This is a genomic window from Arcobacter sp. YIC-80, assembly GCF_044841725.1.
Classification (GTDB): Bacteria; Campylobacterota; Campylobacteria; order Campylobacterales; family Arcobacteraceae; genus Arcobacter_B.
Window position 1 is genome coordinate 24,120 of sequence record NZ_JBJBSI010000010.1, and the last position, 14,016, is coordinate 38,135.

General features: G+C 24.9%; 12 protein-coding genes. 6 read left to right on the forward strand and 6 right to left on the reverse strand.

The genetic code is table 11. The features are described 5' to 3' along the window. Positions 1-12: 12 nt before the first annotated feature. Together ACH5BK_RS12210 and ACH5BK_RS12215 are read right to left on the reverse strand one after the other, a co-directional pair. The gene (locus tag ACH5BK_RS12210; RefSeq protein WP_404307799.1) at positions 13-1,752 is read right to left on the reverse strand and encodes a 7TM diverse intracellular signaling domain-containing protein; all 1,740 of its coding nucleotides are present in this window, start codon (positions 1,750-1,752) and stop codon (positions 13-15) included. After that, positions 1,749-2,429 carry a response regulator transcription factor gene (locus tag ACH5BK_RS12215; protein ID WP_404307801.1) on the reverse strand — a complete coding sequence of 227 codons (681 nt, stop codon included), beginning with the start codon at positions 2,427-2,429 and terminating at the stop codon, positions 1,749-1,751. The genes ACH5BK_RS12210 and ACH5BK_RS12215 overlap by 4 nt, the downstream gene beginning before the upstream one ends. A gap of 122 nt (positions 2,430-2,551) precedes the next feature. Here ACH5BK_RS12215 and ACH5BK_RS12220 point away from each other — a divergent pair, with 122 nt between their 5' ends. The 3 genes from ACH5BK_RS12220 to ACH5BK_RS12230 are packed head-to-tail and all read left to right on the forward strand — an operon-like array spanning position 2,552 to position 7,509. Beyond that, positions 2,552-5,629, forward strand: coding sequence for an efflux RND transporter permease subunit (locus ACH5BK_RS12220; RefSeq protein ID WP_404307803.1), 3,078 nt, complete (start codon positions 2,552-2,554; stop codon positions 5,627-5,629). A gap of 3 nt (positions 5,630-5,632) precedes the next feature. Continuing rightward, positions 5,633-6,358 (forward strand): hypothetical protein, encoded by a 726-nt coding sequence (locus ACH5BK_RS12225; RefSeq protein WP_404307805.1) that lies wholly within the window; start codon positions 5,633-5,635, stop codon positions 6,356-6,358. Beyond that, positions 6,355-7,509, forward strand: coding sequence for a TolC family protein (locus tag ACH5BK_RS12230; protein ID WP_404307807.1), 1,155 nt, complete (start codon positions 6,355-6,357; stop codon positions 7,507-7,509). Before ACH5BK_RS12225 ends, ACH5BK_RS12230 begins: the two co-directional genes overlap by 4 nt. Here the strand turns inward: ACH5BK_RS12230 and ACH5BK_RS12235 are convergent. Next, the gene (locus ACH5BK_RS12235; RefSeq protein ID WP_404307809.1) at positions 7,492-7,797 is read right to left on the reverse strand and encodes a hypothetical protein; all 306 of its coding nucleotides are present in this window, start codon (positions 7,795-7,797) and stop codon (positions 7,492-7,494) included. The genes ACH5BK_RS12230 and ACH5BK_RS12235 overlap by 18 nt on opposite strands. Positions 7,798-7,915: 118 nt before the next feature. On the opposite strand from ACH5BK_RS12235, the gene ACH5BK_RS12240 reads away from it, so the two are divergent. Next, entirely contained in the window at positions 7,916-8,650 is a 735-nt protein-coding gene (locus tag ACH5BK_RS12240) for a hypothetical protein (RefSeq protein ID WP_404307811.1), read from the forward strand. Between the two features lie 176 nt (positions 8,651-8,826). On the opposite strand, the gene ACH5BK_RS12245 is transcribed toward ACH5BK_RS12240, so the two are convergent. Further along, positions 8,827-9,261, reverse strand: coding sequence for a hypothetical protein (locus ACH5BK_RS12245; RefSeq protein ID WP_404307813.1), 435 nt, complete (start codon positions 9,259-9,261; stop codon positions 8,827-8,829). Positions 9,262-9,339: 78 nt separating this feature from the next. On the opposite strand from ACH5BK_RS12245, the gene ACH5BK_RS12250 reads away from it, so the two are divergent. Further along, positions 9,340-10,152 (forward strand): DUF4197 domain-containing protein, encoded by an 813-nt coding sequence (locus tag ACH5BK_RS12250; protein ID WP_404307815.1) that lies wholly within the window; start codon positions 9,340-9,342, stop codon positions 10,150-10,152. Positions 10,153-10,169: 17 nt separating this feature from the next. Here ACH5BK_RS12250 and ACH5BK_RS12255 read toward each other — a convergent pair whose 3' ends face one another. Further along, positions 10,170-10,733: a hypothetical protein gene (locus ACH5BK_RS12255; RefSeq protein ID WP_404307816.1), complete on the reverse strand. Its 564-nt coding sequence runs from the start codon at positions 10,731-10,733 to the stop codon at positions 10,170-10,172. A gap of 100 nt (positions 10,734-10,833) precedes the next feature. Further along, entirely contained in the window at positions 10,834-13,275 is a 2,442-nt protein-coding gene (locus ACH5BK_RS12260; protein WP_404307818.1) for a methyl-accepting chemotaxis protein, read from the reverse strand. A 266-nt stretch (positions 13,276-13,541) separates the two neighbouring features. Between ACH5BK_RS12260 and ACH5BK_RS12265 the strand changes: the two genes are divergently transcribed. Continuing rightward, positions 13,542-14,006, forward strand: a complete 465-nt coding sequence (locus tag ACH5BK_RS12265) for a hypothetical protein (protein WP_404307820.1) — start codon at positions 13,542-13,544, stop codon at positions 14,004-14,006. Positions 14,007-14,016: the final 10 nt, after the last annotated feature.

Consider the following 14,016-nt stretch of genomic DNA (forward strand, 5'->3'; position numbering starts at 1 on the left):
TCTCACTTTATTTTAGATAGTTATTGTAAATAAAGCACCATGCTTTTTGTTTTTTACATCAAGTTTACCATTTATGCTTTTATCAATAATAATCTTACTCATATAAAGCCCTAAACCTAAACCTTTTTCTTTAGTAGTAAAATACGGTTCAAAAATCTTATCAATAATTGATTTGGGAATACCTCCTGCATTATCCAAAACACTTATAAATATATTTTCATTTTCTTTCTTTAATTCTATAAAAATTTCAGCATTATCTCTTTCTTTTCTTATAAATTCGTCTTTTGAATTATTTAGAATATTAAATAAAACTTGTAAAAATTCACCTTTATAAATATAAACTTCAATATCTCTTAAGTCTTCAAAATAAACTCTTATACTATGAGCTTTGAAACTAGCTCTTTGAAGATTAATAACCTCAACAATTGCTTTATTTATTAAAAACTTCTCTTTTTGTTTTGATACTTTAAAAAAGTTTCTAAAATCATCAATCGTATTTGACATAAAAGTTAACTGTTCTTTTGCTTCTTGAGACTTATTTTCAAAATACTCACTTGTTAATTTATTTTTATTGTATGCTGTTTTTAAATTCATCATAATAAAAGAAAGATGTGTTAATGGTTGTCGCCATTGGTGTGCGATATTTCCTATCATTTCTCCCATAGAAGCAAGTTTATTTTGATGAAGTAAAAACTGCTGTTGTTGTAGTTTTTCATCTTGTAAAAGTTTCATTTTATATGATAAAGCAAAGGCTAAAACAAGAGATTCAAAAGGAGTAATTATATGTGTAATATATATTGGTTTTATAAGTAATTGTGACTCAGAAAAATAAAACTGACCTTCTATAAATAAAAAAGATATAACAATAACACTCCAAGCAATAAGATAAAAAATTGCTGGTTTATAACCTTGTTTTGAAATAATAATTCCTGCAATAAGATACATAATAAGAAAAACAGATAAAGGTATATTATCAGCTATAAAATAATAATCAAAAATCCAACCACTTAATAAATCACTTATATATAAATATATTGAATATGTCAAAACCTTGTCTATTTTAGGTGTGTTTACTTTCGTATTTAAAAAACTTTTGGTAAATAAGTTTGAAAATAAGAAGAAAAAGAAAAAAATTAAATCCATATATAATCTATCATTTTCAATCTCTCTAAAAGATAAAAATAAAAGAATTAAAAGCATTGAAATTTGTGTTAAAGAATAATATATATAAACTTTTTCCTTATTAAAAACATATAAAGCTAGATAATATAAAAAAGCAGCAAATATTATCCCATAAGCTACTCCAAAAAGTTTACTTTGAAGTATTTGAATAAAAGCATAATAATTTGATTCATAGAGTTTTGCATTAATATTTACATATTTATCTATATTGTGAACTTTTATATAGATTATTTGACTAAAATTGTCATAAGACTGATTAAGAACTTTATTTTTATATATATTCAAATATTTATTATCATCTTCTAAAGTTATTGCATTAAACTCTGTATCTAATTCTAAAGAGTAGTTTCTATCTTTTTCTAAAATTTGTTTATCAAAAGTTAATCTTAAAAAAAAGATATTATCAGAATGTCTAATAAATGGAAGTTTAGTTGTTTTGAAGTCTTTTGAAGCTTTTATATCATCTATAGTTAACTCTCTATTTGCAGTTTCTAAGACTTCAACTTTTTTTATAAATGAAGCTTCTAAAGAACACAAAAAAAATAAAATCAGTAAAAATAGTTTTTTCATAACTCCACCATTTTGTTTATTTGATAACCAATTCCTGATATATTTTTTATACTCTTTTTAGATAGTTTTTTTCTTAGTTCTTTTACTACAGATCGAATAGCATCTTCACTCATATTTCCATCCCAAACATAACTACTTAACTCATTATAAGTAACTGCTCTTTTACTGTTTTTTATTAATAGTTCTAAAAAAAGCAACTCTTTTTTTGTTAGTAATATTTGTTTTTTTTCTTTAAAAAGTGTTTTGTTTAAAGTATCAAATATAAAATCATTTCCAAGTTCAAAGATACTTTTATTATCAATCAAATCCATAACACAAACTTTTAAAACAGGAAGAAGTTTATCTTCTGTTATTGGTTTTGTAAGATATTTTACAAGCCCAAGTTCCACGGCTTGAAGTAAATATGATGTTTCTAAAAATGCAGTTGCTACTATAATTTTTGTAGTTTTATCATCTACTCTTATTTGTTCTACCATTTGTAAACCATTTAATTTTGGCATTTTTATATCTGTGATGATAATATCTGGCTTAGTTTTTTTATAAACCTCAATTCCTTCTATTCCATCTTTTGCTTCATAAACATTATCACAATAAAACTCTAAATACTCAACAGCATTTTTTCTAATAAAATCTTCATCATCTATATACAATATTTTTAAGTTTTTTAGTTTTTCCATTTTGAACTCTTTTGTTTGATAAATTTATTATAATCAAAAAAAATGTGGAAATTCTGAGATTTCCCCATTTTTCCACATTTATTTCTTTTATAGTTCTAGCATGAAAAAATAAAAGGAATTTTATGGAAAAACTAATTAGATTTTTTCTTACAAAAACAAGATTGAACTATACAGCTTTTGTATTTTTAGTTTTACTTGGGGTTATAACATATAATACTATCCCAAAAGATGTATTTCCTCCAATCAAGATTGATAAAATTGCTGTTTCAGGCTCATATAGTGGTGCAAGTATTGATAACTTAAATAAAATGGTTGTGACAAAACTAGAAAAAGATGTAAAATCTCTAAATGGAGTAAAAAAAGTAGAATCTTTTATCAAAAGTGGTGAGTTTTCTATTATTTTAACACTTGAAAAAGGTTTAGATACTTACTCTATTTTAAACAAAGTAAAAGATATTATCACTAATAACAAAAGTGATTTACCCTCTGATATGGATGAACCAAGAACTTCAATAGTTGACTGGTCTTTCCCACTTATTAACGTAACTTTAGCTTCAAAAACTAAAACACAAGATGAGCTAATTGCACTTGCAGATGATTTAAAAACAAAACTATCATCTATTCAAAATATCTCAAAAGTTGATTTATATGAGAGTACTACAAGAGTTTATGAAATAATTTTGGATAATCAAAAGATTGATTTATATTCACTTGATAAACAATCACTTCTATCTCAAATAAGGGATATTTCATATATCTTTCCATTAGGTAAAATTGAAGATAAAAATGGACATTTATTCTTAAGTTCTAAAAATGGAGCTAAAAATTCAAAAGAACTTTTAAACACTATGCTTAAAGTAAATGAAAAATCTATTTATATCTCAGATATAGCAAAAGTAAAAAGAAAATATGAACAAACAGATGTAATAGCATTTTTAAATGGTGCAAAAAATGTAGAGTTAGGGCTATATAAAAATGAAAAAGCAAATGCAATTGAACTTGTAAAACTTGTAAAGCAAGAAGTTAATAAGCAAAATGAGCTATATAAAGATATAGAAATATCAACATTTTATGATACTTCAAAGCTAATCAAAAAAAGACTTAATACGGTTATATCAGGTATTATGTTTGGTCTTCTATTAGTTTCTATTGCTATTTATATCTTAATTAATAAAAGAGTTGCATTTATAGTTGTACTTGGTATTCCAACTGCAATTTTAATGGGTGTAATTTTCTTATCATTTACTTCATATAGTATAAATATGATTACTTTGATTGGGGCACTTTTAATCATTGGTATTTTAGTAGATGATGCTGTAATTATTGCAGAAAATATCCAAAGGCACATAGCCCAAGGGGAAGATAAACTTCAAAGTACCATTGAAGGAACAAAAGAAGTAATCACTCCTGTTCTTGCTTCATCATTAACAACAGTATTTGCTTTTGTTCCTATGCTTATGATTAGTGGGGAACTTGGTGAATTTCTTAAGATGATTCCTATTGCTGTTGTTGTTTTGATTATTGCTTCATTAATTGAAAGTTTTATATTTTTACCTATTCATGGGCTTCATTCTTTAAACAAAGATGATAAAGAGCTTGATTGGACTAAGGCAAATAACTTATATAAACAATGTTTAGAGCTTATTTTAAGACATAAAAAGAAGTTTGTATTTACTTTTACTATTAGTATTACATTTGTAACTATTATATTGGTTTCAAATATGAGATACCAAATATTTCCTGATTTTGATGCAGATAGATTTTATATAAGAGGTAAATTTAGTGTAAGTCATTCAGTACAGCAAGTATATGAGAAAACAAAACAGTTAGAATCTAAACTTCTTGAACTAAAAAAAGAACTGGGCTTAAAAAACATCTCTTATACAGTAGGTCTTAGAACTGATAATCAAGAAAATGTAGAAGTTAAACCATCAGTTTTCCAATTTAATGTAGAAGTTGAAGAGAGAGTTCCTCAAAACTTTGTAGATGAGTTTATTACTCCTATTTTCTCTTTTTCAAATGGTGAAGAAAAAAGAACAAGAGAGAAAAGTTTAGATGAAATTGTAGTTCATCTAACAAAACTTTTTGAGTCTTATAAACCACAAGGTCTAACTGAGTTTGCTATAAAAAAAGAAGGAGCTGGTATTACAGCAAATGATATTGAAGTTTTATTATCAACTACAAATCAAGAGCTTTTAGAACAAAGTATTAATGAACTAAAAACTGAACTAAATAATATTGATGGAATTATCTTCGTAGATGATACAGCAAAAAAAGGTATCAAAGAGTTAAAAATAAGCATAAACGAATATGGTCAAAGTTTAGGATTTACAGAAGGTTCAGTATCTAGTATCTTATCTGCTTCATACCTAAAAGCAGCCCAAACAAAAGGTTTAGATGAAAAAGGAATTATTGAGTTTATTACTTTTGATAAACACAAAAATGAGTTTGGAAGTTTAGAAGATTTTGAGGTACAAGTTCCAAACTCTACTCAACAAGTAGTTCTTAGTGAAATTGCAGACTTTGAATATTTTACTAACTTTGATTCAATATATAAATTAAATGGAGTTAATATCAAATCAGTTGTAGCAAACGTAAATAACAAAGTTATAACAGCAACTGAAGCTCTAAAATTACTACAACCAACACTTAATAAGTTTGAAAAACAAGGTGTTCAGATTATTCTTCATGGGGAAGAGGAACAAAATAGACAAATGGCAAGAGAGTTAAGTTTTGCCTTTTTTATAGCAATTTTTATGATTTTTATAACACTTTTAACTATGTTTGATTCATTTAAGTACTCGCTATTAATTTTATCTGTTATTCCATTTTCTGTTACAGGGGCTATTTTAGGACATATCGTACTTGGTATGAACCTTACTATGACATCTGTTATTGGAATACTTGGACTTGCAGGAGTTGTTATCAATAATGCAATTGTAATGCTTGATTTTGTTAAAAAAACTACAAGTATTGAAGAGTTAATAAAAAGAGCAACACTTAGACTTAGACCTATTATTATCACATCTATTACAACATTTCTAGGTCTTTCAACACTGATTTTCTTTGCAACAGGTCAATCAAAGATTTTACAACCTTTAGCTATTTCTTTAGGTTTTGGACTTTTATGGGGAACAGTTCTAACACTGCTATTCTTACCAGCACTATTTGCAATGATTAATAAAAACATCAAAGGATAAAATATGAAGAAAATTTTAGCATTTACCCTACTTTCATTTACATCACTATTAGCAAAAGAGTATATGGCTCAAATCAAACCTTATGAGATGTATGAGATTAAATCTCAAACATCTGGGGTTGTTAAGTTTGTAAATAAAGATTTAGAATCAAAATATATAAAAAACAAAGAATTATTAATCAAAATAGATACTAAAGATGAAGAGATTGAACTAGCAAAACAAAAAAGTTCATACTCTATTCAAAAAGAGATTGTAAAAATCAAAGAGCAAAACTACAAAGCAAAAAACAGAATCAAACAGCTAAGTTTATATGATAAAAATATAGAAAAACTATCATTCTTAGAATCAAAAAAAGAGCTTACAACAACAGCTCAAACTATTAAGAAATTACAAAATGATATGGATAAAAAAACTTTTGATGTTCAAAATAGATATGTTGATACTATTTTTGTGCAAAAAGATGAGTATATTAATATTGGAGATAAACTATTTAACTCTTATGATATTTCAAAACTAAAAATCACACTGTTTTTATCAAAAAATGAGATAGATACATTAGAATCAAAAGCTTTATATATCAACAGTAAAAAAAGTGATTTCAAAGTATACAAAGTTCATAAAATCAAAGATGAAAACAAAATCTCAAGATACAAGGTAGTATTTACAAAAACAAATGAAAACAAAAACAACTACTTCTTTGACAAAGTTGTGAAAGCAGAGCTAAAATGAAAAAAATAGTATTAGCTACAGCTCTAACAGCTATATTATTAAATGCTCAAAATATCAAAGAAAATAAAGCTTTAGAGTTAGAAAATCAAAAAAACAAACAGACTTTAGAGAGTGAACTAACAAAAGATTCATGGATAAACTCACTTTCAATTAATGCTGATTCTACAAAAAGTAAAAGCGGAGATTCTAAGTCCACATCAAATAAAGTATATTTAGATTTTAACCAAGATATTTTCAGATCTGGTGGAATTTTATATACAATTCATAAAGGTAAGTTACAAAAAGATTTGGCTTTTAAAACCTATGATAAAAATCTAAATGCTTTGAATATTGATATCTTTAAAACAGTTTTAGAGTTAAACAAAATTGATTTACAAATCAAGAAACAAAACTATTTAATCAAAAATAAAACTTTAGAGATTGAAAAAAAAGAAGAACAATACTTAAATTCACTTATTGATATTGAAGAGTTAGATAGTGCAATAATTGAAAAAAATGATTTATTAAATCAAATTGAGGATTTAAAAACATCAAAAGATGATTTTTTAAAGCAGTTAAAAACTCTTAGTTCTTCTAAATACCAAGATATCAAAGTTCAGAGACTTCACGTTGTAGAGTTAGAAAAATACCTTGATTCAAACAAAGAGTTAATCATCAAAGATTTAAATATGAAGATTTCAAAAAAAGATTTAGATATCACAAACTCTAACTATCTTCCTAAGATTTCTCTATTTTCACAACTTGGATATGAAGACAATAATCAATCAGATATAAATGATGATTACTACAACTATGGAGTTAGAGTATCTATCCCATTTGATTATAATATGAATAAACAAAAACAGATTTCAAGAATCAACTACAATTTATCAAAAATTAAAAAAACCATAAAAAAAGATGAAGAGATAAATAAATATAAAAACTCTATCTCAACTTTAAAAAGAATTGATAATAAAATTAAAAATACCAAAAAAAGTATAGAAAGTTATAAAAGAATTTATAAACTTACAAAAAATTTAGTAGAAGGTTTTTTTAAGACAAAACAAGACTTAAAAACTATCAAAAATAGGCTTGAGTCTTCAAAAATTGATATTGATATTTTGAATATTGATAAACAATTAATAATCTATGATCTATATAAAAACATTTAAAGAAGTATAAGCACTCGCTAGAGCCTGTAAAATACTGTCTAAATCAACAGTAATCTCTAAATCATTTAGTATATTTTTCCATAATCTCACTGAAAAGTATGCTAAGTTAAGATAAATTTCACTCCAACCTTTAATTTTAAACGTTTTCCACTTTTCTTGAACCTCCCATGTTCCTAAGTATAATAATTTAAACACTTCATCATTTTTTAATCTTATTTGTTCATATATTACTAAGACCTCTTGAGGAAATTCATAAACTTTACCCCATACAAAAAGTGTAATTATCACACTAATAATAATTTTTTCATATTCTTCTTTTTTTTAGATTAGAGTATTTTTGTCTCTCTTTAATTTAAAATATATTAAAATACATTTATATTATTATTTAAATACAACAGGAACAAATATGCAAGTTACTAATACAAATAATTCATATTATGCTTATAATAAATCTAGTCAAAGTGTAACTCAAAATGTTTCTTTTGCTAAAAAGATGGATGAAGTTACTGTTCATAAAGAAATAGAAACGAAAGGAAGAGTTTTAACTTTTTTAGAAAAAACAAATGCTTTTGAAGGATTTACTAAAGAAGAAGAAATAAAATTTAAAACTATTTTAAAAGATGATAAGGTAACTCAAAAAGAGTTTGAGTCAATATCTTATGAGATGTTAGATAAATTTAAAACATTAGTTTTACCTACTAATGATGTTAGTTTTGAAGAGTTTCCTTATGTAGAAATGACTAATAAATCAAAATTAATGCTTTCAACAATAGATTTATCAGGTGATAATTTCTTTAATCAATCTGTATATAATACTTATGAAAAGATGTCTGAGGATGATATAATTAATATGTCTTTAGAGTTAAGCGTAAATCTTAAACAAGCTTACAATCAAGATGATTTAGAAGTTTTTTATATAAAAGGAATATCAAGTAAAATTAACAATATTTCACCTGATGTAATGAAACAAATGACTTTAGATTTTCAGAAAGTTCTACTTGATATAATAAATATGTCTAATGATTATATAGAAACTGTAAAAGATCCTCAGGTATTAAAACAACTACACAATACAAAAAACTTTTATTCTTCTGTATTAAATAATTATAATGAATTAAAAAATGAATCTAGCAATGAATAATGAATATTGTTAATTTTTATTTGTCTATTTATTATTCTAAAGTATTATTTTTCGTTACCCTATAATGAGAATTATCAAGAGTTTTCAAATGAATTAAAATTAGAGTTTACTAATCAAAAAACAAAAGTTAAAAGCATTTGTAAAGATTACTTTACACTACCATTATACACACGGCTTTAATATTGATATATATGATATTTACTATTCTCTTTTGCTTTTTTTTCTTCTAGTTTTGTATACTCTAAAATAGCTTTTTCTTTTATAGTCTCATCAACTGATTTTGATTCATATTCTCTTAAAATATTTGCTAAAACTAAAGTATAAACAATAGTATTTAATTTTAAAGAGTCTTCATTTTTCATAAGCTTATCTAAGTCTATTGCATAAATAGCCTCTTGGAAAGTATAATATAATCTTTGAGAAACATCATCAAGTCTATATGTATAACCTAAAATTACTAAAAAATTATTTTCATAATCTTCTAAAGGCTCAGACTCTATAAGTAGCTTTTCAAACTCTAAAATATCTTTACCACATTTTGCATATATTTCATCAGCTTCTAAAATTTTATTTTTAAAAGCATGAAAATAATTAGAAATTTCATTAGTCATTTTTGCAATTATCCTTTTTCACAATTAATCTATTATATAATATTAATATAAAAATAAATATTTATACTAGGAATAAAAATGAAAAAAACTACAATACTTGCATCTTTAATTTTAAGTTCAAGCCTATCTTTTGCATTTGATTTAAATGCACTAACAAAAGATGTAATAAATACAGTTACAAAACCAACTAAAACACAAGAACAAACTAGTACAAAAGAAAATAAACTTGATAGCTCAACTGTTACAAGTGGATTAAAAGTTGCTTTAAAAAAAGGTGTAGAATATGCTGTATCGACATTAGGAAAAGAGAATGGATATTTAAATAACAATAATGTAAAAATTCTACTTCCAGACAATTTAGCAAAAGTAGAAACTCTAATCAGAAAAGCAGGAGGAGAAAAAGTTGCTGATAATTTAATCAATTCTATGAATAAAGCAGCAACAAAAGCAGCTCCTAAAACAGCGGAAATTTTTATAAAAAGTATAGAAAAGATGTCAATAGAAGATGCAAAAAAAATTCTTGCAGGAAATAAAGAAGCAGCAACAAACTATTTTAAAGAAAATACTTCAAAATCTTTAAAAGAAATGATTAAGCCTATTATTCAAGAAACTATGAAAGAAAACAAAGTAGCAACTTATTATGATATAGCAAATAACTTTTATAAAACCAATGTAAAATCTATGGTAGATAATAGTTCTGTTATGGGATTAGCAAAAGATTTTGGTGTAGACTCATACCTTCCAGGAAGTAGTGATAAAAATTTAGATGAGTATGTAACAGATAAAGCAATTGATGGTTTATTTAAAATGATAGCTCAAAAAGAAGCTCAAATTAGAACTAACCCTATAGCTCAAACTACATCAATTTTGAAAAAAGTATTTGGAAACTAAAAGAAGTATTTCTTCTTTTAGTTATCTAGTTTAAAATATCCATAAATAGCATTTTGCTTTACTATGCTTAAGTCTAAACTCAAAACATCATTACTATTTTTTTCAAACCTATACTCATATTCTTTATCAAAATTTTTAAGTAAGTTTTCATATAATTCAGACTTTATATCCAAAATAAAAGTATCTTTATTTACTTCATAAATATAAATAAAATTTAAAACAAAATGATTATCTACTTCGTATGTAATGAAATCAAAACCATCAAACTCTTTTTTTTCTAATTGTTTTATATCTTTTATTTTTAATTGTTCTTTTAAAAAACTTAAATAAATCGAACTTGGTAAACCTTCCCATGATACATCATTATCTAAATGAATATGTTCTAAAAACAAATCTTTTGTATTTAAAGTATACGCATCTAAAACATAAGAATCATGCCTAGTTTTAGTGTCATAATTATCTATTTCATATCTATAAAAAATATCAGAATTTATTTTAAAAATAAGTTTATTGTCTGTAAATGTAAAACGTGGACGAGATAAGTTTATAAAACTTTTAAAAAAGTTTTTTATGATTCCCATTTGTATACCTTAATTTAATGTTAAGAATTGTACTTTATCATATTTAATTGAGAAATTCAAGAGTTTAAGAGATTCACTTAAGTGAATCTCTTAATTTTAATTAAAAACTTTCCCACTCATCATCAGATGAAGTATCATTAAATTGTTTAGACTCTTTTTTAGGAGTATTAGCAGTAGGTGTAGTAGCTTTATTTATCTTTTCTTTTCTTATACTAGAGCTAGAACTACTAGCAATTGATTGAATATCTTTTGAAATATCAATACTATCTTTTCCTGCAAACTCTTTTTCATCTGCTTTTGAAACTATATCTTTAGCTAATGATGAAGTATTTAAAGCGATATTTTTAGTCTCACCTGCAACTGTGGCATTTTTTTGTGTTTGTTGATCTAAAGAGTTAATAGCATCGTTAATTTGTACAATTCCAGCTTCTTGCTCTTTTGAAGCACTTGAAACATCTGAAATAAGTTCAATTGTTTTATCAATATTTGAATTTAAACCTTCATAACCTTTAATCATTTCTCCAGCTATGTTTTTTCCTTCATTTGCTTTAATATTTGCATTTTCAACTAACTCTTTGATTTCTTTTGCAGCCTCAGCACTTCTTGCTGCTAAGTTTCTTACTTCTTGTGCAACTACGGCAAAACCTTTACCTGCTTCACCTGCTGTTGCAGCTTCTACAGCAGCATTAAGTGATAAGATATTTGTTTGGAATGCTATTTGATCAATTACAGTAATTGCTTCATTTATTGAGCTTACTTGATCATTTATTTCATCCATTGCTAAAGTAGTTTTTGAAGCTAGTTTTTCACCTTCACTAGCAGAATTTGTTACTTCATTTGCTAGAACTGACATTTCAGAAATTTTTTGAGTTGTTGAAGATACATTTCCTGTAATCTCTTCTAATGCAGCTGCTGTTTCTTCTAATGAAGCTGCTGCTTCATTTGATGCTTGATTTAAAATATCTACATTTGATAATAAATTATCAGATGATGTGTCAATAATTAATCCATTTTTCTTATTATCAACTAACATATTTGTAATAGAATCACCTAAAGAATTTACTCCATTAGCTAACTTTTCTAAATGTTCTTTTATTCCTGAAGTATCAACTTTTTCTAAATAGTTATAATTTGAGAATTTTTCTAAAATATTAAGAATATTATCAATATTACTTTCTAAATTATCCCCCATTTTATTAAGTACATCTCTTAATTCATTTAGAGCTGGATTATTTACTGATGTAGTTATTCTTTGAGTTAAATCCCCTTTTTCAAACTCATTTAATACAGAAATTGTTTCATCTATAATAGCTCTATCTTCTTCAATACCTTGTTTAGCTTTTTTAATATTTTCATTTACAACTTGAGCCATAAGACCTATTTCATCAAAACTATCTGTTTCAAGTTCTTTTACATCAGAAGACTTTCTATTTACATAATCAAAGAAACCTACTAAGCCATTTTGAAATTTAAGTAGTCTTTTTACAACAATATTATTAATTACAATTACAGCACCTGCAATTGAGATTAAAAGTAAAACTAAAGAAATAATTAATATTAAATTTCTAATTGCATTTGGAGCTTTTAAAACTTCTGCTTCATCTATTTCAGAAAGTATTGCCCATTTTATATCTTCTCCAATTTTTAAAGAAGTGTATGCAGATAAAACTAAATTACCATTATAATCTGTGATTATTTCAGTATTTGATTTTCCATCTAAAGCATTTTTTACTGCTTGTGTATTTACTTTATTTTCTTTTGAAAATGATGCACTTAAACTATAATCTGTTGGATTTAAGTAACTATCACTTCTCATTAATAAGTCAGTTCCAACTAAATAATCTTCTTGACTCTCTCCATACCCTTCTCTAAAATGCATGATTTTATTTATAGCTCTATCACTAATTTGAAAAACTAAAATAGCTTTAATATCACCATTTTCATATATTGGATTTCCTAAGAACATAGCAGGTGCATCATTACTTGGTGCATAAGGTTCCATATCTTCAAATGTTGGTTTTTTATTTTTTAAAGTATCAAAATATACTTGTCCTAAACCACTATTTTTAAGTGAACCATGTCTTAGGTTTGCACCATAATCTGATTCTTTAGCTGCAGAATAAATTACATGACCTGTATCAGCAGAAATTAAAAAGATATCATAATAACCATACTCTTTCATGTAATATTGAAAATATTCTTCATACTTATCAGTTACATTTTTAAATTGTTGATTATTTATATCAAGTGAAGCTTTTTTGTCAAATCCTATTTCATTAAGAGTTTTAGACAAACTATCAAGAAGAAGTAAAACATCAGTACTTTTTGATAAAACTTCTATATCTCCTACTCTTTCTTTAAAAAAACTTGTAATTTGGTTTGCTTTTGAATCTCTTGCAGAGGTAAGCATAGAGTAATTTTGAGCAATAATTCCCTCTTTTACCTTACTAACAGAAAATCCAGCTAAAACCACAGCTAGTAAACTTAATGAAATTACAATAAGCCCTATAACTTTTGCTTTAATTGTCATCTTCTTAAACATTTGTTTCCCTTATGTATAAATTTTATACATTATAAAATAAAAAGCTTTTAGTTCTGATAAAAATTATTATAAAATATTTTATAATAACGTCTTTTTTATATATAAAGAGCCTATAATTAGGTTTAACTAAACAGTTAATATTTATGAATAATTTATATAATTAGTATTTATAACTAATAAACTAACGATATAGTTTATTTCTTATAAAAAAATATTAATCTAATTTTTTAAATTTTTTGATAAAATCAAAATAAAAACGGAATAAAATGAACATTGAAAAATATTTTGAAAAAAACAAAGTAATTGAAAATTTAGCAAAGTATGAGATTTATTATCAAGTTTCTTTAGGAAAACTATGTTCTCTTACACAAAATGAAAATATAGATTATAATATAGAACTTCAATATGCATTGGGTTCTATCTATGAACTTCTAAAAGATTTATCTTCTTTAGAGAATATTTATGAAATTTTTGAAGATGAACTAAAAAAACAAGCAGCTATGGATGCACTACAAAAGTTTGCAAATGATAATTTAGCTGATGTAAAAACAGAAAAAATTGAAATAGAACACTTTGTTCATGAAATAAATGATAATAAATTTTTCAATAATACAATGACAAAAATTTGCGAAGAAAACAAAAAAACACAAATAAATAAATGGCAAGAAATAATAACTGATGATTTATCAAAAGCTATTATAGAATCTTTAAATCAACTAGAAAATAAATAAAAGTAGAAAC